The following is a 24,820-nucleotide window of genomic DNA, read 5'->3' as shown; positions in this document are numbered from 1 at the left end:
CGCCGCCGATGATTGACATCCCTCGCTCACACCCGCAGAGTGACACCGATGGTGGGGGGAGCGGGCGGGCCGACGTTGCTGGCCGGGGTGGACATCGGCACCACGCACACCAAGGCCGGCGTCTACCGGTCGGACGGTGTCCCCGTCGCACGGCGTCAGGCGGCCACCCCGTCCGATGCCGACGGACTGCGGGACACCGCCCTGCGGCTGCTCGCCGAGTGCGTCTCGGCGGCCCCCGCGCCCCCGCTGGCCGTCGGGGTGTCCAGCATGGCCGAGACCGGGGTGCCGCTGGACGCCGGCGGCGACCCGATCGGCGACCTGCTGCACTGGCGGGACCGCCGCGCCCACCGGGAGGCCGACCGGATCGGTGAGACGGTCGGCCGGACGCCGTTCTTCGCCGCCACCGGCCTGCACCCGAGCGCGAAGCTGCCCCTGGCCCGCTGGCTCTGGCTGCGGCGGCACGACCCGGACCGGCTCCGGCGGATGGTCCGCTGGGCGAGCAGCGCGGACCTGGTGCTGGCCGCCCTCACCGGCACCGTCGCCACCAGCCCCACCCTGGCCGCCCGCACCGGCGCCTTCGACATCCGCGCCATGGCCTACGCGCCCGACCTGCTCGACCTGGCGGGACTGCGGCCCGACCACCTGCCCCCGGTGGTCGCCACCGACCGGGTCGCCGGGCGGGTCACCCGAACGGTGGCGTCCCGGACCGGGCTGCCGGCCGGCACTCCGGTCGTCCTCGCCGGTCACGACCACCTCGCCGCGGCCTGGGCCGCCGGGGTCCGGGCTCCCGGCCAGACGGCGGACTCGATGGGTACGGCCGAGGCGGTCCTCACCCCGGTCGTGGCGGTGCCGCCGATGCCCGCCACACCCACCGGCATCTCGGTCGGCCCCTACCTCGACGGCCGGTCGTACTGCCTGATCAGTGGCCTGTCCAGCAGCGGCGGCCTGGTCGACTGGTGGCTGGCGCGCTTCGCGCCGCCCGGCTGCCCGGACCGGTACCGCTGGTTCGCCGACCTGGTCGCCGCCACCACCGACCGGCCACCCACCGGCATCGTCGTGCAGCCCTACCTGAACGGGCGGGCCAGCCCCCAGCCGCAGCCGCACCGCACCCTGTCGTTCCACGGCATCCGGCCGGAGCACGACCTCGCCGACATCGGCCGCGCGGTCCTCGAAGGGCTCTGCATGCAGGTGCGCTGGATGCTGGAGAGTCAGGTGGCCACCAGCGGCCAACGGCCGGACGCGGTGACGGTCTTCGGTGGCCCCACCGCCAGCCCGACCTGGATGGCGATCAAGGCCGCGGTCATGCCGGTACCCGTGGTGGTGCTGCCCGAAGACCGGTCGGCCGTCCTCGGTGCCGCGCAGCTCGCCGGCCGGGCGATCGGCATCGAGGACGGCACTCCCGACCCGCCACCGCCCCGGCCCGTCGCCGCGCCCGACCCGGCGTGGGAGACGGCGTACCGGTCCCGGTTCCTACCGTTGGTCACCACCCCCGACCCGCTCGGCAGTGAGGAAAGCTCGTGAGCGTCACCGCACCCCCCACCCTGGACCGGTTGGCCCGGCCCGGCACCGGCACGTTCGCCATGGTCGCCATGGACCAGCGGGAGAGCCTGCGGACCATGCTCCGCGAGGAGGACCACCCGGCCGACGACGCCGCCCTGGTGTCGTTCAAACTCGACGTCGCCGACGTGCTGGCACCGCTTGCCTCGGCGTTCCTGATCGACGCCTACTACGGCTATCCCGAACTCGTCAGCACCCGACCGCTGCCCGCCGGGTGCGGGTTGATCCTCGCCGTGGACGCGCTCACCCAACCCCCGGGCGGCCCGGTCGAGGACACCGACCTGGACGAGACGGTCGACGTCGACCGGGCGCGCCGGGACGGCGTGGCGGCGTTGAAGCTCCTGGTCATCTGGAAACGGGACGGCCAGGAGGACCGCCGGGTGGCCACCGCCGAGCGGTTCGTCGCGCTCTGCCGACGCGCCGGGCTGCTCTCCGTCCTGGAGCCGGTCGCGGTGGCCGCGCCCGGCCAGCGGGACGTCGACCTGGACGCGGCCATCCTCGACGCCGCCGCCGCGTTCGGGCCACTCGGGCCCGACCTCTACAAGGGGCAGGTGCCCCGCCGGGGCAAGGGCGACCTCGGCGACCTGGTGACCGCCTGCGCCAAGCTGGACCGGCAACTCGCCCGGCCCTGGGTGGTGCTCTCCAACGGGGTCGCCGCAGCGGACTTCCCCACGGCTGTCGAGGCCGCCTGCCGGGGCGGTGCCTCGGGCATGCTCGCCGGCCGGGCGCTCTGGCGGGACGCGCTGGCCACCGCCGACCCGTCGGCGGCGCTGCGTACCGAGTCGGTCCGCCGGCTGGAACGGCTGGTCGGCATCGTCGACCGGTACGGTCGTTCCTGGACGGAGGCGCGCTGATGCGTCCCGCCGTGAACCTGGGGCTGCTCTTCACCGAGCTGCCCTGGCCCGAGCGCTTCGCCGCGGCGGCCCGCGCGGGCTTCGACCGGGTGGAGTTCCCCTGGCCGCCGCTGCCCCACGACGAGGTCACCCGGCTGGTGCGGGCCGCCGGACTGCGGGTCGTCCTGCTCAACATGGATGCCGGGGACCTCTCCGCCGGTGAGCGCGGCTTCAGCAACGACCCCCGACTGACCGACCGGTGGCGGCAACGGCTGCGGGCGGCGGTGCGGCTCGCCGTCGACCTCGACTGCCCGCTGGTCAACGTGCTGGCCGGTCGTCGGCTGCCGGAGTTCGGTGCGGACGCGCAGCACGACTGCCTGGCCGACAACCTGGCCTGGGCCGCCGAGGTGGCCGCAGCGACCGGGCGGACCCTGGTCGTCGAGCCGATCAACGACCACGACATCCCCGGCTACCTGCTGCCCCGGGTCGCCGACGTGCTGGCCCTGATCGACCGGCTCGGCCACGACCGGGTGCGACTCCAGTTGGACACCTACCACGTGGCCGTGATGGGCGACGACGTGCCGGCGACGGTGGCCACCGCCGGCGCGCGGCTCGGCCACGTCCAGATCGCCGACCATCCGGGCCGGCACGAGCCCGGCACCGGGGACCTGGACGTCGACGCGCTGCTCGCGGCACTGGCCGGGGTCGGCTACACCGGTGCCCTCGGACTGGAGTACCTGCCCACCGGCCCGTCGGCGGCGAGCCTGGCCGCCGTGACCGCCCGGTACCCCCGGCTCGCCCCGTCCCGGGAGCGCCTCCCGTGAGCCGGGTCTGTCTGCTGCACACCGTGCCGGGCCTGCCCGCCGTCTTCGCCGACCTGCTGCGCGACGAGGTCGGCGCGGTGGACGCGCTGCACCTGGTGGACGAGACGCTGTTGCGGGACACCATCGGGCACGGCATGCTGCCGGCCACCGTCCGGCGGGTGACCGACTACGCGCGCTTCGCGGCGGACGCGGGCGCCCAGGCCGTCCTGGTCACCTGCTCGTCGATCGGGGAGGCCGCCGAGCTGGCCCGCGCCGAGGTGCCGGTGCCGGTCTACCGGGTCGACGACCCGATGGCCGGACACGCGGTCACCGCCGGCCGTCGGGTCGGCGTGCTGGCGACGCTGGCCGCCACCCTCGGCCCCACCCGGGAGCTGCTGCGGCGGCGGGCCGCCGAGCGGGGTGCGCCGTGCGAGATCCGGGAGTCGGTCTGCCCGGGGGCGTTCGAGGCGCTGCGGGCCGGCGAGACGGACCGGCACGACGACCTCGTCGCCGCCGAGGTGCGCCGGCTGGCCGCCGAGGTCGACGTGCTGGTCCTGGCGCAGGCCAGCATGGCCCGGGTGGTCGACAGCCTGCCCGCCGACCAGGTGCCGGTGCTCAGCTCCCCCCGCTCCGGGATCCGCCAACTACGGGCCGTCGTCGCCGGCTGACCCGGGCGAGCCGTCGGCGCTCGACCCGGCCGGGCCGTCGAGGTGGCCGGCCGGGTCGAGCACCCGGTTGGCGGCGATCACCGCCGCGTAGTAGCGGGCGCTGTCCTTGACCGTGCGCCGCTGGGTGGCGTGGTCGACGTGGACCAGGCCGAACCGCTGGGCGTACCCCTCGGCCCACTCCAGGTTGTCCAGCAGCGACCAGTGCAGGTAGCCGAGCACCCGCGCGCCGTCGTCGACCGCCCGGGACAGGGCGCGCAGGTGGCCGTGCAGCGCCCGGACGCGGCCGTGGTCGCGGACCCGACCGTCCGGGTCCGGCCCGGCGTTCCACACCCCGCCGTTCTCGGTGATCAGCAGCGGGACGTCGTACTCCCGGTGCAGCCCCACCAGCAGGTCGTGGAACGCCGCCGGGACGTCCTCCCAGCCGCTCTCGGTGACCGGCACGCCCTCCTGCGCCGGCAGCACCCGCCACGGCAGGCCGTCCTGCTCGGCGGCGGCGATCCGCCGACGGGTGTAGTAGTTGACCCCGAGCAGGTCCGATCGGGTGCCGATCAGATCGAGGTCGCCCGGCTGCACGAAGTCCAGCGGGCCGACCAGCCGCTCGAAGAGCGCCCAGGTGTCCGCCGGGTAGCGGCCCCGCAGCACCGGATCGAGGTACCAGCGGTTGGTGTAGCCCTCGGAGCCCCGGGCGGCGGCGACGTCCGCCGGGTCGGCGGAGACCGGGTAGTTCGGGAACAGGCTCAGCGGGATACCGGCCCGCGCGTCCGGGCACCGCTCGCGGATCCGCTCCATGGCCACCCCGTGCGCCAGCAGCAGGTGGTGGGCCACCAGCAGGGAGGTGCGCAGGTCCCGTTCCCCCGGGGCGTGCAGCCCGAGCCGGTACCCCAGCACGGAGACCACCCACGGCTCGTTGACCGTCAGCCACACGGGCACCCGGTCGCCGAGCGTGTCCAGGCAGACCTCGGTGTACTCGGCGAACGCCTCGGTGGTCGTCCGGGCGGTCCAGCCGCCCCGGTCCTGGAGCGCCTGCGGCAGGTCCCAGTGGTAGAGCGTCGGCACCGGGGTGATGCCGCGTTCCAGTAGCCCGTCGACCATCCGGTCGTAGTGGTCCAGTCCGGCCCGGTTCACCGCGCCGGTGCCCTGCGGCACGATCCTCGGCCAGGCCAGGGAGAACCGGTAGGCGTTCAGGTTCAGGCCCGCCATCAGGTCCGCGTCGGCCGGCCAGCGGTGGTAGTGGTCGCAGGCGACCGCCCCGGAGTCCATGCCCCGCCCGGCGGTGAAGGTGTCCCAGATCGACGGGGCCCGCCCGTCGGCGTCCACCGCCCCCTCCACCTGGTACGACGAGGTCGCCGCCCCCCAGAGGAACCCGGCCGGGAAGGTGCCCGTCGCGTTCACCAGTCCACCTCCGTCAGGTTCAGCGCGGCCTCGCAGCCGATCAGCAGCACGCCCACGCTCCACGCGTGGGACAGGGTCAGCAGCATCCCCTTGGCCTGGAAACAGGCCGTCTGGTAGTAGCGCTCGCTGGCCATGCCCCGGTAGGCGTTGAAGTCGCCGTCGGCGCGGGCGACGAACTGTCGGAAGCAGGCCAGGTTCTCCCGCGTGCGGTCCAGGTAGTACCGGTCCCCGGTGGCCCCGGCCAGCTCCACCATCTCCGGCAGGCAGATCAGACCGTACGCGTGCAGGTGCTGGTTGCTGGGGGAGGCCTGGTCGGCGCCCCGGCTGCGGAAGTCGTACCGGCCGAGCAGGGTGTGCGGGTCGAAGCGGACGTCGTAGCCGTAGCGGAAGGTGAGCATCCAGTCCGCCGCCCGGCGGGCGATCTCCAGCCAGCGTCGTTCCCGGGTGACCCGCCAGAGGGCCAGGTACGCCAGGATCGCCGCGTACCCGTCCTCCGAGGTGGGGGCCAGGTCCACGTCCTCCGGCGCCCCGTGCAGGAACTCCTCGTACACGAAGCGGGCGTAGTAGTCGCCGCCGCGCCGCGCGGCCGGCAGGTAGCCGGGGTCCAGGTCGGCCGCCTCGGCGAGCGCGCCGACCCAGGTCAGGCCGGCCGATCCGGCCCAGGAGAGGATCCGCCCGTCGTCGGCGTGCAGCAGGCTGCCCAGGTTGCCGTCGGCGCGCTGGTTGCGCACCGCGACGTCGAGGTTGCTCCGCACCGCCGCCGACCAGGTCGGTCGGGCGACGCCGTGGGCCGCCTCGGCACGCACCGCGCGGTGCAGGAAGAGCGTCGCCTCGGCCAGGGTCCGGGCGTGCAGGCCGCCCCGGACCGGCGTCCAGCTCTGCCCCCAGCCCCGGGCGGCGGTCCACTGCCCCCAGAACGTGCCGGCCGGGGCGAGGTTGGCGCAGATGTGGTCGAGCACCGCCGCGCCCGCCGCGACGTGGTCGCCGGGGCCGGGGCCGTCGCCGTCGGAGCCCTCGTCGCCGGGGCCGGTGCCGCCGGTGCGTCGGCCGTGGGCGAGCAGCGCGGCGGCGTACGGGATGCCGCTGACCCACGCGACGTGCATCGCCGCCCGGTCGCCGAGGCCCTTGACGTTGTCGTTGAACTCCCGGTCGAACGCCGCCGTCTCCAGCAGCACCGCCGGGTCGGGACGGTAGTGCCAGCGGTGCAGCCCGTACGCGGCCAGCTCCGCCGCCCCGGCCACGCTCACCCAGGGGCGTAGCGCTTCGGTGGCGTACCGGGCGTGCCGTTCCCGCAGCACCGGCGCGTACCCGTGCCGGTCGGCCGGCAGCCGGTAGAGGCAGAGCTCGACCACCTGCCGCTCGCCCGGCTGCCACCGGTGGGTCTCGGCCAGCGGGGCGGCCGGGGTCTGGCTGCCCAGGTAGCTGACCGGCTCCTCCCGGTACGGGAAGTCGGCGTGCACGCGCGCGGTCCCGTCCTCGTCGTGCGCGAAGCCGATCCCGGTCAGACCCAGCGGGCTGTGCTCGTCGACGGCGAGGGCCAGGCCGCCCCGTCCGCCCCAGACGAAGACGGCGCAGGTGGCGGCGCGGTCGGCCCGGAAGCTCCAGGCGGGGGAGACGAACCTCGCCGGGTCGGCGGGCTCGTCGACGGCGCGGGCGAAGCGCGGGTAGAGCCGGTCGTTGCCGGCCGGGCGGTTCTCGCCGTAGAACAGCCCGGGGATCAGCCAGTACGGGTCGTCGACGCCGGTGAGACGCGCCGAGACCCGCAACCGCGCCTCGACCGGTCCGGTGGCGCGGCAGGTCACCGCGACGGTCACCGGGACGCCCCCGGCGGGGGACTCGACGCCGGGTCGCACCTCGACGTCGAACCGGTCGGGGTCGAGCCCGTCGACGGTCAGCCCGGCCCCGTCCAGCCAGGTGCCGGTCGCCCCGGCGCGCGTCGCCCCGGAGCTGGCGCGGGGGGTGGCCGTCATGCCGGGGACCCCGGGGCCGGGTGGTCGGCGTTGCCCGCCGATCCGCTGCTGACCGGCGCCACCGGCCGTTCCAGCAGGTCGGTCTCGACCACGGGCATGGCCGGGTGGCGCGGCACGAGCAGGGTCTTGATCTCGTGCGGACCGAAGGCGGCGGTGACGGTACGGCCGAGCAGGGGCAGCTCGATGGTGGCGGTGGCGGGGAGTCCGGCGGTCTCGTAGCCCCGGACGACGAACGCGTCGACGTCGTCCTCGGCCCGCTTGACCACGGTGACCAGGACGTTGTCGGCGTCCCGCACGGCCGCGAACGACTGCCGCCGGGGCAGCGCGCCGTCGTGGTAGGACTCCAGCAGCGCCATCGGTTGCTGGTCCAGTTCGGCGGCGGCCCGTACGGTGCCGGCCGCCCGCCAGTCGCCGGAGTGCGGCAGCAGGCGGTAGGTGAACCGCTGTACGCCCTGGTCCATGACCTCGTAGTCGTCGTCGGCGGGCAGCGGGCGGGGCGCGTGCCAGGCGTACGCGGGGCTGCGCAGCACGGTGATCCCGATCTCGCCGTCGACGACGTCACCGCCGTACTTCGCGTCGTTGAGCACCGACAGCCCGGCCGGTCGGTCGGCCGTGGTGCCCGAGACGTCCACCCACGAGTGGCTGACCACCTCGTGCCCGTTCGGGACCCGTTCGATGTGCCCGTAGGGAATGGAGTGGGTGGCGGTGACGTCGGCCAGCGCGGTCGGGAAGCGCAGCTTGAGCATCCGGAGCCGCTCGTGCCAGTCGACGGTCACCCGGACCTCCAGGTACGGCGCGTCGGCGGCCAGCACGAACTCCTCGGTCAACGTCGACGCGCCGTACGTGCTGCGCACCCGCACCGCCTGACGGACCGGACCGTGCTCGGTCCGGCGCACCGACACCGGGGTGAAGGCACCGATCACGTCGCGGTAGGAGACCACCCCGTGTCCCCAGGTGTCGGTCGGGTCGTCCAGCACGACCGCGTGTCCGCGCCGGGCGGCGCGGTCGTCGACCAGCTCCACGTCGCGGGTCTTGTCGTGGAGGCTGGACAGCCATCCGGTCTCCGGGTCGACCACGACCCGCAGGTGGTCGTTCTCCAGCACCGTGTCGGCGTCGCCGGCCGGTTCGACGGCAGCGGCGGCGGGATCCGGGTACATCCGGTACACCTCGTAGCCCAGCGGCGGCAGCTGCACCGGCACCACCAGCCGGCGGCGGGTGCCGGTCAGCGTCGACGAGCGGGCCACCTGCACCGGTCGGTGTTGCCCGGCGGCGTCCACCGCGACGATCGCGCCCAGCCCCAGCGCGGCACCGAACTCGACCTCGACGGTGGCCCGCACCGGCCACGGGTGCGGGTTGAACACCGCCAGCGGGGTCATCCGGTCCTCTTCGGGGATCCCGATCCGGTGGCTGATGCTCTGGACGGCCCGGTTGTGCAGCCGGGCCGCGATCGCGCGGGCCTCGCCGAGCTGGTCGCGGGCGTCCTCGTACGCGCTGGGCAGCGCGGTGCCGGCCGCCGTGTCGTGGAAGTGGTTGAGCAGGACCTGTCGCCAGGCGTGTTCCAGCTCATCGGTGACCCGGGGCAGGCCGGCGACCGCGTCCGCGACCGCCGCCCACTTCTCGGCGGCCTGCAACGCGTGTTCGGTCTGCCGGATCAGCTGCTTGATCCCGGAGTGCGCCGAGTAGCAGCCGACGCCGTGCGGCTGGATCTCGCCGACGTACTCCGGCAGGTCGTCCCCGGCCGCCGCGGCGTCGAAGAACGCCCGCACGGTGGAGAAGACGAGGCGGGGGTACTGGTCGCTGCGGTCGAGGTCGATGATGCTCTCGATGTTCGCCCGGGTCGGGCCGCCGCCGTGGTTGCCGACACCGTAGAAGCACATCAGCGGTTCGGTGGTGTGCGGCAGCTGGGCCAGTGCCTTGGTGACGTGGGTGCCGAGGTAGCCCTCGGGACTGCAGTACTCGTGCGGGATGCGGTAGGCGAGCACCCGGGAGCCGTCCGCGGCGTGCCACCAGAAGGTCGGGCCGGGCAGCGCGGCCTCGTGCGGCTGGGGGCGCATGAAGGCGTAACCGTCCATGCCGGACTTCGTCAGCAGCTGGGGAATGGTGGCGTTCTGCCCGAACGGGTCGACGTTGCAGCCGATCGTCGCCATGACGCCGAACCGGTCGGCGAGGAACCGTTGCGAGTACAGGGCGTGCCGGACGAAGCCCTCGCCGCCGGGGATGTTGCAGTCCGGCTCGACCCACCAACCGCCGACGATCTCGAACCGGCCGGCGCGGACCAGCCGCCGCAGGTCCGCGAAGAGTTCCGGGTCGTGCTCCTCGACCCAGGCCAGGTAGCCGATCGAGTCGCAGGTGAAGACGAAGTCGGGGTACTCCTCGATCCGCTGCACCGCCGAGCGGAACGTCGCGCGGGCCTCCTGGTAGCCCTCCTGCCAGGGCCAGAGCCAGACCGCGTCGATGTGCGCGTTGCCGACCATGTGCAGCGGGCCCCGGGTGGCCCGGCCCAGCGGCAGGCCCGGCTGGCGGGGGACGACCGGCTGGCGGGTGGACGTCGGCGGCGTCGGGCCGGACGGGTTCGCGGGCATGGCAACGACGTCCCTTCGGGAGGTGGCGTTGGCGGGGGTCAGCCGGAGACGGCGGCAGCCCAACGGTCGATGTGTTCGCTGAGCAGGTGCAGCAGCAGGACGTGCGCCTCCTGCACGCGCGCGGTGCGCTCGGCCGCCACCGCCAGCACGTGGTCGGCGTGCCGGGCGGCGGGACCGCCGCCGGTGTCGCGGTGACCGGTGAACAGGACGGTCAGGGCGCCGGCGTCCCGACCGGCCCGCAGACCGGCCACCACGTTGGCCGAGCGTCCGCTGGTGGTGAAGGCGACCACCATGTCGTCCGGGCGGGCCAGCGCGGTGACCTGTCGGGCGAACACCTCGTCGAAGGAGTAGTCGTTGCCGATGCAGGTGCTCACCGTCGGGTCGGTGGAGAGCGCCACCGCGGCCAGCGGCTGCCGTTCCCGGCAGTACCGGCCGATGAGCTCCCCGGCGAGGTGCTGCGCGTCGGCGGCCGACCCGCCGTTGCCGAACGTGTAGAGGATGCCGCCCCGGGCGAGCCGGGCGCAGACCTCGTCGCCGAGGGCCCCGATCCGGGGCACCAGCTCCCGGACGGACTCGATCACGGCCAGGTGCTCGTCGACGTACGCGTCGAGGGGCGCCTGGTCGCCGACGGCCGGAACGGGCCGGGCCCGGCCGTCGACCTCCGGGACGGGTGGGGCCTGGTCGTCGATGGTCACGTGTCCGCTCCCTCGTCGAGGTGGAGAAATGCCGATGCCGCCGCGCCGACGACCCCGACGGTGTCGCCGAGCGCGGAGAGTTCGATCCGGGCGGCGGCGGCAGCCGGTCGCATGGCCTGACCCAGCGCCCCCCGGCGGACCGGCAGCAGTAGCGCGTCACCGGCCCGGGTGACCCCGCCGCCGAGGACGACGAGCTGCGGCTCGACCATGTTGATCATGACTGCGACGGCCCGGCCCAGCGCGGCGGTGGACTCGTCCCAGATCCGGCGGGCCAGTGGGTCACCCTGCGCGGCGTGCGTGGCGACGGTCTCGGCGGTCACCGTCGCGGCGTCGCGCAGGGTCGACGACTCGTCGTCGGCCAGGGCCTCGGCCGCCCGGCGCGCGATCGCGCTGCCCGACGCGTACGCCTCGACGCAGCCGCGCTGCCCGCAGCCGCAGACCCGGCCCTTCCAGTCGATGATCACGTGACCGAACTCGCCGCCGTTGCCGGCCGCGCCCCGGTACAGCTGTCCGTCCAGGATCAGTCCGCCCCCCACGCCGGTGGAGACGGTCAGGTACAGCATGTGCCGCACGTCGTGCCACCGCCCGTACCGGTACTCGCCCAGCGCGGCGGCGGTGGCGTCGTTCTCCAGTCGGGCGGGCCGACCGAAGCCGGCGGTGACCAGGTCCACGATCGGGACGTCGTCCCAGCCGGGGAGTCCGGGAGGGCCGAGCACCCGGCCGGTCACCGGGTCGAGCGGGCCGCCGCAGCCGATGCCGACCGCGACCAGCTCCGCCGCCCGCCGCCCGGCCGCCGCGAGGGCCTCCCGGCCGAGGGTGAGCAGCCGCGCGACGACCGCGTCGGGCCCCTCCTCGACGCGGGTGGGGGTCCGTACGAACGAGCCCAGCCGGCCGGCACGGTCCATCACGCCGGCCGCGAGCTTGGTGCCGCCAATGTCCAGGGCGAGTACGTGTTCGCGGTTCGGCACCTGCACTCAGCCCTTCCGGCCCCGGGTGGTGATGCCGTCGGTGGCGGGCCGTCGCGCGATCGCGGAGCCGGCCCCCGGACATCGGTGTGGCATCGTTACCACAACGGCGTGAAACATAGCCGGCCGACCGGAGGGTCTGTCAAGGGTCGATCGGCGCATCACGATGCCTCGTGCCCGGTGCGCCCCGGCCCGCCGGGCGTCGACAGGCCGTTCCGGGCGCGGTGGACGGCCCAGCCGGCGGCGACCGCCGACCACGTCGCCTCGTCGAACCGGACCGGATCGAACTCCATCCGGTCCACGTAGTACAGAGCAGGCACGCCCAGCTCCGGCGCGGCCCCGGCGTACGCGGCCAGCGCCGTCCGGTCCGGCAGGCACCAGCCGTCGGTGTCGACCAGCAGTTCGGGGCAGGCCGCCCGCACCACCCGGGCCCGGTAGGTCATCTGCTCGACCACCGCGTCGCCGGCGGTCCCCGGCGGCGTACGGCCGTCCGGGTGGTCGAGATGCAGGACGTCGTTGAGCCGGATCATGTCCGTAGCGTCGAGGAAGCCCGGATCCGGGGTGTGCGTGACGATCAACGCCTCCGGCTTGACCCGCTTCGCCGCCCGATACGCCACCGCCAGCAGCTCGTGCAACAGGTCGAAACCCCAGGACGGGCCGGCGTGCAGCAGCCCGGCCCCGGAGGGCGTCCGACCGATAAAGTCGATCTTGAGCCCGTCGGCGTCCAACCCGTCCGGTGCCAGCATCCGCGTCACGGCCTCCTCGATCGCCGCGCGGCCCGCCGGGCTTTCCGGGTCGATCGCCAGCGGGGTGCCCTCCGGATCCCGGACGCACGCCTCGGCCGGGACTCCCTCCGGGTCCCACGCCTTCCACCACAGCAGCACCCGCTGCCCGGCGGCGTGCCGGCGCGCGACGAAGCCGGGCAGGTCCGGCCACTTGCCGGGATCCGGGTGGCAGGTCCCGTACCGCTCCTGCCACTTGTCGTCCACGGTGATCGTGCCGGGCACCAGCCCCCGGCGCGCCAACGTGTCGAGGAACCCCTCGTACAGGTCCTGCCGCGACAGCTCGGGTGCCCGGACGCCGGCCGCCACGGCCAGTGCGCACTGCGCGCCCCAGCCGCAGAAGATCGGCTGCCGCCAGTGGTCGGGAGCGGGGCGGGTGGTCACCGGCGGGACCAGGCCCCGTGCGACGAGTTCCGCGCGGTAGCGGCGCAGCCCGTCGTACGGGTCGGCCGCCCCGAACAGCAGCAGCACGGTGGGCGTGGTGAACGCGCCGTCGACCCGGGTGTGCCCCTGGTACTCGCAGCGCACGCTGAACCCGCCCGGCGTCGGGTCGTAGCCGAACTCGACGAAGGAGCGTCGCGCGGCGGCCAACCCGAGCATCAGCCACGGGCCGGCCGGCAGCCTGCTCTCGTCGGCGAGCCGATCCCGGGACAGGCCGAAGCACGTCGGCGCGGGGGTGAACAGCCAGCGGCCCACACCCGGCTCGCCGCCCTCGCCGTTGACACTGACCACCGCCGGCTCGACGGCCGGTCGGGCGATCCGCCACGGGTGGTCGGGATTGGGGGAGAAGACCGTCCGGTGTGCGGCCCCGCTGGGCAGCATGCCCTGGGGCAGGCGTGCCCCACCGAGCAGCCGTACCGTGCCGAGCCGGCCCGGCCCGTGCACCGTCGCGTGCACGCCGATGGTGTCCGCCCGGAACTCCACCACCTGCTCACGGCGCGACCAGCGGGTACTGACGCAGCTGACGGTCACCCGGACCAGACCGTCCCGGCACTCGTGGGTGACCGACTCCACGCGTACCGTCTCGTCCGGTCCGTCCAGGGTGTCCACCGAGGCGAGCAGCCGCAGTCGTCCCCACGACCCGCCGTCGCTGCCGGTCAGGTCCGCGAGCAGCCGGGCCCGGTTGACCGCCGCCGTGTAGTGCGGGGTGCGGATCTCCAGCCGACCGTCGACCTCGACGGCCATCACCTGCCCGCTCATCGCAGGTCCACCAGCGCCTCGGCCTGCTGGCCGAAGTCGCGGTCCCCGGCGGTCAGGTTGACCGCCAGCCGGACCCGCCGCTGCGGTGCCGACCCGACCGGCGGGACCACGGTGAAGGTCAGGCACGCCGTACCGAGGGGGTCGACGGCGATCTGGCGCTGGCCCGGTGCGGCCTTCCACCCGTCCGGGGTCACCAGGTCCACCCGCAGCGGGCAGCGGCGCCGGAACGGGTTGCGTACCTCCACCTCGAACGTCAGCGCCTCCCCGCCGGTGGTGCTCGACCGGTACGGCAGCATCCGTGCGCCGAACCCCTCGGCGTCGAAGTCGACCTCGTCCAGGGGCAGCAGGGTCCGGTGCAGCCGGGCCAGTTCCTCGCCCCGGGACAGCAGCATGTCCAGGTAGGCGTCGTCGACCCGGCGGGGCAGCCAGTGCCCGCTGATCAACAGGTCGGGTGCCAACCGCCGGTACAGCAACGCCGAGTCGACGAAGTCGTCGATGCGGAACCGGTTGCGGTACTGGAAGTTCAGCACCTCGGCGCGCAGCCCGTCGACCCAGCCGCCGTCCTGCTGGTCGCCGGTGGCCACCACCCGCTGACCGTCCACGGTGAACGCGACGGCGACGGCGTACAGGGTGTGTCCGGGCAGCGGGTACATGGTCAGTTCGTACTCGTGCCAGCGCACCGGCACGCCGGTCGGCACCACCCGGTGCACCGCGATCGGGTCGTACCAGAGACAGGGCAGGTCGTACCGGAGCGGGTCGGCCAGGATGGGCGCGATCTCCTCGGTCGCCCAGATCCGGGTGCCCTCCACCTCGTGCAGCAGGTTGAAGCCGGCCACGTGGTCGTCGTGGTAGTGGGTGGGCAGCGCCACCTCGATCCGGTCGATGCCGTGCGTGCGCTTCAGCGCGTCCAGCGAGGCGAGCCAGGGCCGGCGGGAGGACCGGTCGGTGCCCACCGGCAACCCGGTGATCGTGTCGAAGCCGTAGTCGATCAGGAGGGCCGCGCCCGAGTCGGACAGCAGCGCGTAGCTGGTCGCGTGTGAGGTGCGGTTGCGCAGCAGGTGCGGGGAGACCTCCTCGTACGGCTGCCGCAGCCACCCGGTGAGGTCCCACGGCTGGTCCCGGCGGAAGTCCACCAGCGCCTGGAGGTTCTGCCGGCACTGGGCGATCGCGGTCGCCGGTTCGCTGATCGGCGCCCCGTGCGAGGGCAGCACCAGGTCGGGGGCGCGTTCGGCGAGCAGGTCCAGGGAGAGTACCGAGGCGGCGGCCCCCTCCAGGGCGCTGTAGCCCCACTGGAGCGCCGAGGCCGACCAGATGGTGCCCGGTCCGTGGAGCAGGTCGCCGGTGAAGGCGATGCGCTTCCCGTCCAGCTCGACGAGGTAGCTGACCGAGCCCAGGGTGTGCCCGGGGGTCGGCACGGTGGTGACGTCGACGCCGCCGAACCGGGCCGTACGGTAGTCGGGCACGATCCCGTGCACCGGTACGTCGTACAGCAGCGAGAACCGGTCCTGGCGCAGGTCGTAGTTGTTGTCCAGGGTGCGGGTCTGCCAGTGCGTGCCGACGTCGGCGAACAGGTCCCGCTCCGAGGACGGCACCCAGATGCGGATGCCGGCGGCGGCGGCCCGGGACAGCCCCTGGCCCTGGTCACGGTGGTGGTGGGTCATCAGGACGTCGGTGATCCGTTCGACGCCGAACTCGGCCAGCCGGTCCAGGACGCGGCCCGACCCGAAGTCGACCGCGACCGCGTCCGGACCGCTGACCAGCAGGTAGACGTTGCAGGTGTCGTGGTACACCCGCACGCTGTCAGTCAGACGCATGTGGAAACGATTCCACATGATATCGATCAGGTGTATTGGCCGAGTCGCCGATTGCGGACCCGGGTCACCGCGGTAGCGGCGCCCGGTACCCCGTCACCCCTTGCGTCCCTGGGTGGCCACACCCTCGATGAAGTACCGCTGACCGAAGCTGAACAGCAGCAGCATCGGCAGGGTGACGAGGAGCGAGGCGACCATGACGAACTGGTAGTCGCCCTGCCCGCCGGCGCTCGGGCTGTACTTGGTCATCGCGTACGCGATGCCCAGCGGCGCGGTGAAGTCCTCGACCGACTCCCCGTTGAGGTAGATCAGCGCACCCTGGAAGTTGTTCCAGGCGGCCTGGAACTCGAAGAGGAACACGATGATGAAGGACGGGATCGACAACGGCATGGCGATGCGCCAGAACAGCTGCCAGTAGCTCGCCCCGTCGATCCGGGCCGCCTCGAACAGCTCCCGGGGCAGGCCCAGGTAGAACTGGCGTTGCAGGAAGATGTAGAAGGCCGAGGCGAACAGGTTGGCCCCGAAGAGCGGCACCCAGGTGCCGAGGAGGCCGGTCTCCTTCCAGATCAGGTAGGTGGGGATCATCGTGACCGAGCCGGGCAGCATCATCGTCCCGAGGACGAGCCCGAACAGGATGTTCCGGCCGGGGAACCGGAAGTAGGCGAACCCGAACGCCACCAGCGAGCTGGACACGGAGACCGTGGCCGCCGCGAGCAGGGCGATCGACACGCTGTTGAACATCCAGCTCAGCAGTGGCAGCTCGGCCCAGACCTGGACGTAGTTGCCCCACTCCCAGGTCTGCGGGACGAGGGAGTTGTCGAAGACCTGGCTGGCCGGCTTGAGGCTCGCCGCGATCAGCCAGACCAGCGGGTACAGGAACAGCGCGGCGAAGCCGACCAGGACGACGGTCAGCAGGATCCGGCCCGCGGTCCAGCGTGTCGGGCGTCGGTCGTCGTCCGGAGCCCGCTCCACCAGGGGCGCGGCGGGGCCCAGCGCGGACGCCGGTGTGGGGGTGACCCCCGGGCCGACGATGGCCATCAGCGGCCTCCCTCGTAGTACACGAAGCGGTTACCGACCCTGACCTGGATGAACGTCAGGATCATGAGGATGACGAAGAGCAGCCAGGCCATGGCGGCGGCGAAGCCGAAGTTGAACTGCCGGAACGCTTCCTGGAACAGGTAGACCGCGTAGAAGAGCGACGCCTCCGGGGCGGGGTTGGACTGGTCCCGCCAGAACAGCAGGTAGGCCTGGTCGAAGACCTGGAAGGCGGCGATCGTCAGGATGATGACGTTGAAGAACATCGCCCCGGAGATCATCGGCAGGGTGATCGAGAAGAACTTCCGGATCGGGCCGGCGCCGTCCAGCGAGGCCACCTCGTAGAGCTCCCGGGGGACGTTCTTCAGCGCCGCCAGGAAGATGACCATGGTGCCGCTGACCCCCCAGAGCGCCATCAGCACGATGGAGGGCTTCACCCAGTCCGGGTCCACCAACCATTGTGGGCCGGAGATCCCGACCAGCCGCAGGCCCTCGTTGATCGCGCCGGTGTTCCCGTTGAGCAGCAGCAGGAAGATGGAGGCGGTGGCGACGGTCGGCGTCATCTTCGGCAGGTAGTAGACGGTCCGGAAGAACCCCGCGCCCCGCCCGACGACCCGGTTGAGCAGTCCGGCCAGCAGGAGCGCGAAGGCGATCTCCAGCGGCACCGCCAGCAGCGCGTAGAAGAGGGTGTTGGCCAGCGAGGAGGCCACCCGGGGGTTGTCCAGCAGCGCCTGGTAGTTGCTGGTCCCGGCCGGGCGGACGACGTTCGTGGCCAGGTTGTAGTGACTGAACGAGATGACCAGGCTGTAGATCATCGGGCCGGCGGTGAAGACGAGGAAGCCGACGATCCAGGGTGAGATGAAGAGGTAGCCGGCCGCCGCCTCCCGGCGGTTGAATCTGGGCCGCCTGGCGGGGCGCGTCGACCCGGGGGGACGGATTCCGGTGTCGGGCGACGCGAGGGTCTTGTCTGTCATCGAACGCCTCCGTGAGGTGCCGGATCGGCCGGCCAGGGCGGTGCGGGACCGGGCGCCCGCGACGGGGTCAGGCGGGCCCGTCGTGCCGGGCCCGCCGTTCCCAGGTGGTGCGGAGGCGTCAGCCGCCGGTGACGGTCTTGTACGCCTGCATCGCCGCGCTCTGCGCGTCGGCGAGGGCCTTCTGCGGCGCCTTGTCGCCGAGCAGCGCCGCGGTGATCGCGTTCAACAGTTCCTGCTTGATCTGCTGGCCGGCGGGGGAGGAGCCGTAGCTCTTGCCGGTGCCCACCACCTCGTAGTAGGTGCTGATCACCTTGTCGAAGCCCTCGTTACCGCTGGGCGTGACGAACTTCTCCCGGATGGTCTTGTCCGCCGCCGGGGAGCCGGTGAACAGGCCGGTGTTGATCGACTTCTTCTCCTTGACCGTCGCGGCCCGCGCCTCGGCGGCGGCCATCCAGGAACCCTCCTCGGTCAGCGCCAGCGCCCACTTGCACCCGGCGCTGGGGTTCTTGGCCTTGGTGGGGACCACGAACGCCGATCCGCCGGCCATCGAGACCGGCTTACCGGTCTTGTCCTTGAACGGCACCGCACCCAGCTTGATCTTGTCCTTGTACGGCGAGAGGACGTTCGGGTACCACTGGGCGTCCACCTCCGCGCCGACCTGGTTCTGGACGAACTGGTTCTTCTCCCCGAAGGTGTCGAACGAGTCGGTGAAGCTCTTGTACTTGGCGAACCCGCCCTGCGCGTCGGTGATCCGCTTGAGCAGTTCCAGGGCGTAGACGTTGGCCGGGTCGTCGAGGGTGGGCACCCCGTTCTCGCCGCTCAGCTTGCCTCCCATGCCGACCACCCACAGTTCGGCCTGGCCGGTCGCCTGCGGGTTGAAGCCGAGCGTGGCGGGCACGTCGCCGTTGGCCTTGTACATCTTGGCGACGGCGCCGAGGAGCTTGTCCGGGTTCGACGTGTCGATGTCGCCCTCCAGCACCCCGGCGGCGTCCATCACGGTCTTGTTCAGCAGGATGGCCGTCGGCTGGTAGAACTGCGGAACCGCCCAGACCTGGTTCTTGTACGTCACGTCGTCGACCACGAAGGGGTAGAAGCGCTCCCGTGGCGTGACCTGGTGGGTGGTGTAGCACTTGTCCAGCGGCATGATGACGCCCTGGGCGGCGTAGGTGGCCACGTACTGGCGGTCCATCTGGACGACGTCGGGGACGTTGCCGCCGGCCAGTCGGGTGGTGAACTTCTGTGCGTCGAACCCGGTCTCGTCCATTTCGATCTTGACGCCGTCGAGTTGCTTCTCGGCGTACGCCATCCGGGCCTTGCCGACGTCGTCGGCGTTGTTGAAGCCCCAGGCACTCAGGGTGCCGGTGGGCTTGCCGTCGAAGGCTGCGGCGCCGTCGGCGCCGGTGTCGTCGTCGGACGAACCACAGGCGGTCGTGGCAGCCAGGACGGCGGCGATGCCTGCGGCGATGAAGGCCGATCGCCTCATTGTCATCGAGGTCCCTTCACATGGCATACGGGTTGGCGAAGAACCGACCCTCGAGGTGGCGAGGTGAATGGGTGGGCTGTCCAGGTGGCGGGCCGATGGTGCCCGGGACGGACATGATCCACACCAGGCCGGACCGTATCGGAATGTGACCCCGGGCACAAGGTCGCACCAGCGTCTATGGCCACGTGTGCAGGGCGGAACCCGCCCCTGGGCTTGCCGTACTGATGAACGTCGAGTTGGATCGGTATGACATCGTTACCACACCGAGAGGCCTCGAGTGGCACCCATTCGCCAGATCCTCCTCGTCGGACACACCCACCACGACGTCGGCTACACCAACAGCCCACGCATCGTGGACGGGCAGCATCGACACATCGTGACCGAGGTGCTACGACTCTGCCAGGCCGAGGCCGAGGTCGGGACCGACACCGGGGCGGGGCCGGATCCGGCCTCGTTCCGGTGGACCTTCGAGGTGGCGCGACCGGTCCTGCGCTTCGTCGCCGACGCCGGACCGGCGGAGGTGGAGCGGCTGCGCCGGTTCGTCACCGAGGGACGCATCGCGGTGACCGGCGGCTACCTGAACATGACCCAGCTGCCCTCGGACGCGGAGTTCGACGCGGCGTACGACGCGCTCGACGACCTCCGGGCGGCCGGGATCCCGGTCCGGACCCAGCAGCACGGCGACGTCAACGGCATCGCCTGGGGCACGGTCGACGCCATGCGTCGGGCCGGGCTGACCCGGCTGCTGATGGCGCTCAACCCGGACCACGGCCGGGCGCCCTACGAGCAGCCGACCGGGTTCTGGTGGGAGGGGCCCGGCGGGGGCCGGATCTTCGTGTGGCTCTCCACCCACTACGGCTTCGGTGAGCAGTGGGGGATCATCGACGGCGACGTCGTCGCCGCCGAGCGCAACATCGCCGCCTTCGTCGACCGGCTGGCGGCCCGGCCGGACTACCCCTACGACGTCGCGGTGGTCCACGCGGCCAACGACAACCGCTGGCCCACCGCCCTCTTCCTGGACGTGGTGCGGCACTGGAACGCCACGCCCGGGAACCCGCCGATGCGGACCGCGACCGTCGACGAGGCCCTCGACCTGCTGGAGGCGCAGGCCGGGGCGGCGGAAATCCCGGTCGTCCGGGGGGAGTGGTCCGACTGGTGGTCGCACGGCCACGGCTCCACGGCCCGGGAGGTGGCCGTCTACCGGGAGGCGCGGTCCTTCGCCCGCGCCGCCCAGAGCAGCCTCGGACTGGCCCTGCTGCGCGGCGACGGCAGCCCGGCCCTCGCCCAGGTGCTCGGCTACCGACGCGGCCCGGTCCGCCTGCGGGAGGAGCGGGAGATCGTCACGGACCTGGCCCGGGTCGACGAGGACCTGCTGCTCTTCGGTGAGCACACCTGGGGCTCCTGGGAGACGTACGCGAAGCCGAACTCGACCTTCAACCACTCCCACTGGAACGCCAAGGCCGGCTTCGCCTACCAGGCCTACGACCTGGCCCGGGACCTGGCGGTCGAGGGCATGTTCCGGCTGGCGGCGAGCGGGCCGGCGGAGGCCGGCGAGCCCGGTCCGCAAGCCGGGATCCTGGTGGTCAACCCCACCGGCCGGGACCGGGTCGAGCCCGTCGACGTCGAGGTCGACCGGGTGCGGCGGGCCCGCCTGGTCGCCCGCGCGCCGGCCTTCGGGACGGCCCTGCTGCCGGTGCCCGCGCCGCTGCCGGCGGCCCGGCCCGGCCGGGAGCTGACCAAGGGGGTGTACCGGGCCGTGGTGGACCCCGCCCGCGGTGGCGTCGTCTCCCTGGTCGACCTGCGCGCCGGCCGGGAGCTGGTCGACCCGGGCGCCGGGTACGGACTCGGCGCCGTCGCGTGGGAACGCCTCCCGGAAGGGTGCGACCACCCGATGATGACCCGCTCGCCGAAGGACTTCCACCCCGACCACCCCGGTCCGGACTTCGACCGACTCGTCGCCGTGGGGGAGGGGGAACCCGAGATCGTCGAGTCGGACGAGCTGGCCGCGATCACCTGGCGGGTCACGCCGCCCGGCCTCCCACCGGCGACGGTCACCCTGACGCTCTACCGCGACGTGGACGTCGTGGATCTCGACGTGCACCTGGTGAAACCGGTGCGCCACGAGCCGGAGAGCGTCTTCGTGGCCTTCCCGTTCGACGTGCCGGACCCGGAGTTCCTGCTGGAGACCGCCGGTGCGGTGTACGCCGCCGGGACGGAGCAGCTCCCCGACACCAGTCGGGACTGGTACTCCGTCCAGCACGCGGTCGGCGTGACCAACGCCCGGCACGGCGTCCTGTGGGGCAGCTTCGACGCCCCCCTGGTGCAGGTCGGGGGTTTCCACACCGGCCGCTGGGCGCGCACCCTGACCACCGTCGGGGGGCACGTGAACAGCTGGCTGATGAACAACCTGCACTTCACCAACTTCCAGGCCACCCAGGACGGCACCGGGCGCTACCGTTACCGCTTCGCCGCCAGCGGCGCGCCGGTGACCCGCGAGCGGGTCCGGGTCCTCGGCCGTGACCTGCTCGAGCCGCTCCAGGCCCGGCAGTACGCCGGCCCCGTCACCGGCGCCGGAGCCGGCGTACTGCGGGTGGAGCCGGCGGACCGGCTGCTCGCCGAGGTGCGGCCCACGGGCGACGGGACGGTGCGGGTGCGCCTGCGCAACATCGGCGCCGAACCGGTGGCGGCGACCGTCGACTGGACCGGCCCGGGGGTGACCGGGGGCGGCGGCGTGCGGGTGGACGGGTACGGCGTCGCCGACGTCCTGCTGCGCCGCGTCGATCCCGCTCCCTAGCGCGGGGGACCGGCGATCCGGGCGGCGGTGCCCGGCAGCCGGGTGGGGAAGCCGGCCGGGGCGGGGGGCACGTTCCCCCGCCCCGGCCCGGCTCAGCGACCGGCCGGCGTGAGCCGGAGCGTCACCACCTGGAACGGGCTCAACGTGAGGTCGACGGCGTCGCCCCGGACCGCGATCGGGGCCAGCGCGGCGATCTCGGCGTCCGGCCGTTCGAGCAGGTCGCAGACGTCGACCCGGGCGGGGACGAACGACGCGGTCAGCCGGGTCCGGGCCCGTCCGCCGAGCGCCTCGTACAGCCGGACGACCAGGTCGCCGGAGCGGTCGTCGGCCAGCTTCACCGACTCGACCACCACGGCCGGGTTCGACACCTCGACCAGCGGGGCGACCGCAGCACCGCCGGTGTGCCGGCGGACCGGCAGGTTGATCCGGTAGCCCTCGCGGACCGCGTCCAGGATCTCCGCGCCGCAGACCAGCGCGTAGGCGAACCGGTGGGTGCCCCGGTCGGTGCCCGGGTCGGGGTAGTTGGGCGCGCGCAGCAGGGAGAGCCGGACGGTGGTGCCCCGGGCCCCGAGCCCGTCCCCGGGCGGGTCACGGGTCACGTCGTGGCCGTACGTGCCGTCGTTGACCAGCGCCACGCCGTACCCGGGCTCGCCGACGTGCAGCCAGCGGTGGGCGCAGATCTCGAACTTCGCCGCGTCCCACGAGGTGTTGGTGTGGGTGGGCCGCTGGAGGTGACCGAACTGGATCTCCGAGCTGGAGTGCGCGGCGTGCACGTCGACCGGGAAGGCCACCTTGAGGAGCGTCTCCCGCTGCTGCCAGTCGACCTCGGTGCAGAACCGCAGCACCCGCTCGCCGGCCGCCAGCGAGACGGTCTGCGTGTACTCCGAGTCACCGTGCCGGCGGGTCACCCGGACCCGGCCCTGTCGGGGGTCGTCCGTCTCGACCACCAGTCCGGTGACGCCGGTCAGGTCGTGACGCCGGTTGCGGTAGAACTCGTCGACGTCCCACGCGTCGAACCGGTTCGGCGTGTCCGGGTGCAGCTGGAGGACGTTGGCCGCCGCGCCGGCGCGGAGCACCTCCCGGTCGGCGACCAGGTCACGGATCGCCGACACCGTGCCGTCCGCGCCGACGGTCACCCGGAGCAGGCCGTTGTCCAGCACCGTGCCGTCCGGCCCGGTCCGCACCGACACCCCGGGTGCCTCGACCGTCCCGGGGACGGCCAGCCCGAGCGCCGGTACCCCGACCCGGTCGTGCGGCGCGGCGTTGCCGGCCAACGGCACCGATCCGGGCCCGGTGAGCGCGGTCAGCGCCGGACCGATCAGCGCCTCCAGGCGCTCGGCCAGCCGCGCGTACGTCTGCCGCGCCTCGCGGTGCACCCAGGCGATCGAGCTGCCGGGCAGGATGTCGTGGAACTGGAGCAGCAGGGTGTCCTGCCAGATCGCGTCGAGTTCCTCGTACGGGTACGGGTGACCGGCGCGCAGCGCCGCCGTCGCGCACCACAGCTCGGCCTCGCGCAGCAGGTGCTCGGTGCGCCGGTTGCCGCGCTTCATCGCGGACTGGCTGGTGTACGTGCCCCGGTGGAACTCCAGGTACATCTCGCCGCTCCACACCGGCGCGTCCGGGTACTCCCGTTCCGCCTCGGCGAAGAACTCGGCGGGGGTGCGGACGCTGACCCGGGGCGACCCCTCCAGGTCGGCCACCCGACGGGCGGTCTCGAGCATCTCCCGGGTCGGTCCGCCGCCGCCGTCGCCGTAACCGAACGGCAGCAGGGAGCGGGTGGACCGACCGTGCTCGTTGAAGTTGCTCACCCCGTACGCCAGTTCCCGCCCGGACAGCTCCGAGCTGTAGGTGTCGGCCGGCGGGAAGTGGGTGAACACCCGGGTGCCGTCGATGCCCTCCCACCAGAACGTGTGGTGCGGGAACCGGTTCGTCTGGTTCCAGGACATCTTCTGGCTGAGGAACCAGCGGAAACCCGCCAGCCGGGCGAGCTGGGGCAGCGCCGCGGAGTAGCCGAACGAGTCGGGGAGCCAGACCTCCCGGGGCTCGACGCCGAACTCGGCGGCGAAGAACCGCTTGCCCTGGGTGAACTGGCGCACCATGGCCTCGCCGCCGGGCAGGTTGGTGTCCGACTCCACCCACATCCCGCCGACCGGGACGAACTGTCCACTCGCCACCTTCTCGGCCACCCGCCGGTACACCTGGGGATGGTGCTGGCGGGTCCACGCGTACTGCTGGGCGGACGAGCAGGCGAAGACCAGTTCCGGGTACTCGTCGGCGAGCGCCACCACGTTGGAGAAGGTCCGCGAGCACTTGCGGATCGTCTCGCGCACCGGCCAGAGCCAGGCCGAGTCGATGTGGGCGTGGCCGACGGCGTAGACCTGGTGGGCGCTCGGCACGGCCGGGGCGGCGAGTACGCCGGCCAGTCGTTCCCGCGCGGCGGCGGCCCCGCCGGAGACGTCGGCGACGTCGAGGTGGTCGAGCATCAGTTCGAGAGCGCGGTGGATCTGGTGCCGACGCGGGTCCGCCTCGGCCAGGGTGAGGGCCAGTTCGTGCAGCACCCGGACGTCCAGCACGAGCGCGTGGACCTCCTCGTCGAGGACCGCGAGCTCTGCCCGGTCGAGCCGGTAGAGCGGCAGGTCGGGGGCGGTGTCCCGGTCGCCCAGCGGAGTGACCACACCGGTGAAGCGGGGGTTGGCCGCCGCCTCGACGTACACCTCCACCCGCTCGCCCCCGGTGGCCGGCCGGGCGACCGGGACGTAGGCGGTCCGGGGCTCGATGCCCTTGATCGGCGTACCGTCGGCGGTGTACGCCAGCCCCTCGGACCGGAAACCCGGTCCGGCCTTCTCGAAGCCGAGGTCCACCAGGAGTTCGACCCGCCCGCCGCGCATCCGCGCCGGCACCTCGCCGGTGAGGCGGAACCAGGTGGTGCTCCAGGCCGGGCCCCACGGCTGGCCCACGGTGAACGGCCGGTACGCCAGCGCCAGCCCCTCGTGGACCGGTACCGGCTCCCCGGGCAGGTGTGCCGCCTCGACGTCGACCGGTTCGGCGTCCCGGTACATCGCCGGGACGAGTCGTTCGTCGAGCGCGCGTTCGATCCGTTGGGTCAGGCTGGACAGCGACCGGTGCATCCGGGAACTCCGCGAGGGGTGTCGGGGGCCTCGATGTGGAATCGTGGCCACACGGGCAACATGTGGGCGCATGTCTATGCCATGGGGCGCGGAGAGTCAACGGTCTGGCCAGGACGGTGCCGGTCGGGTAACTTCGGTCCCTTACGGA

16 protein-coding genes are annotated in these 24,820 nt (G+C 73.2%); 5 read left to right on the top strand and 11 right to left on the bottom strand.

Annotated elements, in window-relative coordinates; all coding sequences use genetic code 11:
* Window positions 1-48: 48 nt before the first annotated feature.
* Genes AB0F58_RS01105 through AB0F58_RS01090 form a run of 4 tightly spaced genes read left to right on the top strand, consistent with a single transcriptional unit; the run spans window position 49 to window position 3,861 of the window.
* Window positions 49-1,521: an FGGY family carbohydrate kinase gene (locus AB0F58_RS01105; RefSeq protein ID WP_357136122.1), complete on the top strand. Its 1,473-nt coding sequence runs from the start codon at window positions 49-51 to the stop codon at window positions 1,519-1,521.
* Complete coding sequence (locus tag AB0F58_RS01100) at window positions 1,518-2,411, top strand: hypothetical protein (RefSeq protein WP_357136120.1); 894 nt, start codon at window positions 1,518-1,520, stop codon at window positions 2,409-2,411. The genes AB0F58_RS01105 and AB0F58_RS01100 overlap by 4 nt, the downstream gene beginning before the upstream one ends.
* Window positions 2,411-3,214 carry a TIM barrel protein gene (locus AB0F58_RS01095; protein ID WP_357136117.1) on the top strand — a complete coding sequence of 268 codons (804 nt, stop codon included), beginning with the start codon at window positions 2,411-2,413 and terminating at the stop codon, window positions 3,212-3,214. The genes AB0F58_RS01100 and AB0F58_RS01095 overlap by 1 nt, the downstream gene beginning before the upstream one ends.
* Window positions 3,211-3,861, top strand: a complete 651-nt coding sequence (locus AB0F58_RS01090) for an aspartate/glutamate racemase family protein (RefSeq protein ID WP_357136114.1) — start codon at window positions 3,211-3,213, stop codon at window positions 3,859-3,861. The genes AB0F58_RS01095 and AB0F58_RS01090 overlap by 4 nt, the downstream gene beginning before the upstream one ends.
* Here the strand turns inward: AB0F58_RS01090 and AB0F58_RS01085 are convergent.
* The 10 genes from AB0F58_RS01085 to AB0F58_RS01040 all read right to left on the bottom strand — a co-directional run bounded on the left by AB0F58_RS01085 (window position 3,838) and on the right by AB0F58_RS01040 (window position 18,756).
* Window positions 3,838-5,253, bottom strand: coding sequence for a GH1 family beta-glucosidase (locus AB0F58_RS01085; RefSeq protein WP_357136112.1), 1,416 nt, complete (start codon window positions 5,251-5,253; stop codon window positions 3,838-3,840). The two genes, AB0F58_RS01090 and AB0F58_RS01085, sit on opposite strands and share 24 nt — an antisense overlap.
* Window positions 5,250-7,223 (bottom strand): hypothetical protein, encoded by a 1,974-nt coding sequence (locus tag AB0F58_RS01080; protein WP_357136110.1) that lies wholly within the window; start codon window positions 7,221-7,223, stop codon window positions 5,250-5,252. Before AB0F58_RS01080 ends, AB0F58_RS01085 begins: the two co-directional genes overlap by 4 nt.
* Entirely contained in the window at window positions 7,220-9,805 is a 2,586-nt protein-coding gene (locus AB0F58_RS01075; RefSeq protein WP_357136108.1) for a glycoside hydrolase family 38 C-terminal domain-containing protein, read from the bottom strand. The genes AB0F58_RS01080 and AB0F58_RS01075 overlap by 4 nt, the downstream gene beginning before the upstream one ends.
* 38 nt (window positions 9,806-9,843) lie before the next feature.
* On the bottom strand, window positions 9,844-10,500 hold the full coding sequence (locus tag AB0F58_RS01070; RefSeq protein ID WP_357136105.1) for an SIS domain-containing protein: 657 nt from the start codon (window positions 10,498-10,500) through the stop codon (window positions 9,844-9,846).
* Complete coding sequence (locus AB0F58_RS01065) at window positions 10,497-11,468, bottom strand: ROK family protein (protein WP_357136102.1); 972 nt, start codon at window positions 11,466-11,468, stop codon at window positions 10,497-10,499. Before AB0F58_RS01065 ends, AB0F58_RS01070 begins: the two co-directional genes overlap by 4 nt.
* Before the next feature lie 158 nt (window positions 11,469-11,626).
* Window positions 11,627-13,447 (bottom strand): hypothetical protein, encoded by a 1,821-nt coding sequence (locus AB0F58_RS01060; RefSeq protein WP_357136100.1) that lies wholly within the window; start codon window positions 13,445-13,447, stop codon window positions 11,627-11,629.
* Window positions 13,444-15,261: an MBL fold metallo-hydrolase gene (locus AB0F58_RS01055; RefSeq protein WP_357136097.1), complete on the bottom strand. Its 1,818-nt coding sequence runs from the start codon at window positions 15,259-15,261 to the stop codon at window positions 13,444-13,446. Before AB0F58_RS01055 ends, AB0F58_RS01060 begins: the two co-directional genes overlap by 4 nt.
* Window positions 15,262-15,354: 93 nt before the next feature.
* Window positions 15,355-16,296, bottom strand: coding sequence for a carbohydrate ABC transporter permease (locus AB0F58_RS01050; protein ID WP_357136094.1), 942 nt, complete (start codon window positions 16,294-16,296; stop codon window positions 15,355-15,357).
* Window positions 16,296-17,267 carry a sugar ABC transporter permease gene (locus AB0F58_RS01045; protein WP_357136091.1) on the bottom strand — a complete coding sequence of 324 codons (972 nt, stop codon included), beginning with the start codon at window positions 17,265-17,267 and terminating at the stop codon, window positions 16,296-16,298. Before AB0F58_RS01045 ends, AB0F58_RS01050 begins: the two co-directional genes overlap by 1 nt.
* Before the next feature lie 118 nt (window positions 17,268-17,385).
* Window positions 17,386-18,756, bottom strand: a complete 1,371-nt coding sequence (locus tag AB0F58_RS01040) for a hypothetical protein (protein WP_357136089.1) — start codon at window positions 18,754-18,756, stop codon at window positions 17,386-17,388.
* 271 nt (window positions 18,757-19,027) lie between these two features.
* Here AB0F58_RS01040 and AB0F58_RS01035 point away from each other — a divergent pair, with 271 nt between their 5' ends.
* On the top strand, window positions 19,028-21,544 hold the full coding sequence (locus AB0F58_RS01035) for a hypothetical protein (protein WP_357136086.1): 2,517 nt from the start codon (window positions 19,028-19,030) through the stop codon (window positions 21,542-21,544).
* A gap of 92 nt (window positions 21,545-21,636) precedes the next feature.
* On the opposite strand, the gene AB0F58_RS01030 is transcribed toward AB0F58_RS01035, so the two are convergent.
* Window positions 21,637-24,672, bottom strand: coding sequence for a glycoside hydrolase family 38 C-terminal domain-containing protein (locus tag AB0F58_RS01030; protein WP_357136083.1), 3,036 nt, complete (start codon window positions 24,670-24,672; stop codon window positions 21,637-21,639).
* Window positions 24,673-24,820 lie beyond the last annotated feature (148 nt).

This window comes from Micromonospora sp. NPDC023956, from assembly GCF_040639195.1.
Lineage (GTDB): Bacteria > Actinomycetota > Actinomycetes > Mycobacteriales > Micromonosporaceae > Micromonospora.
Note: the sequence above shows the minus strand (reverse complement) of the source record. Positions and strands in the feature narration are given on the sequence as shown.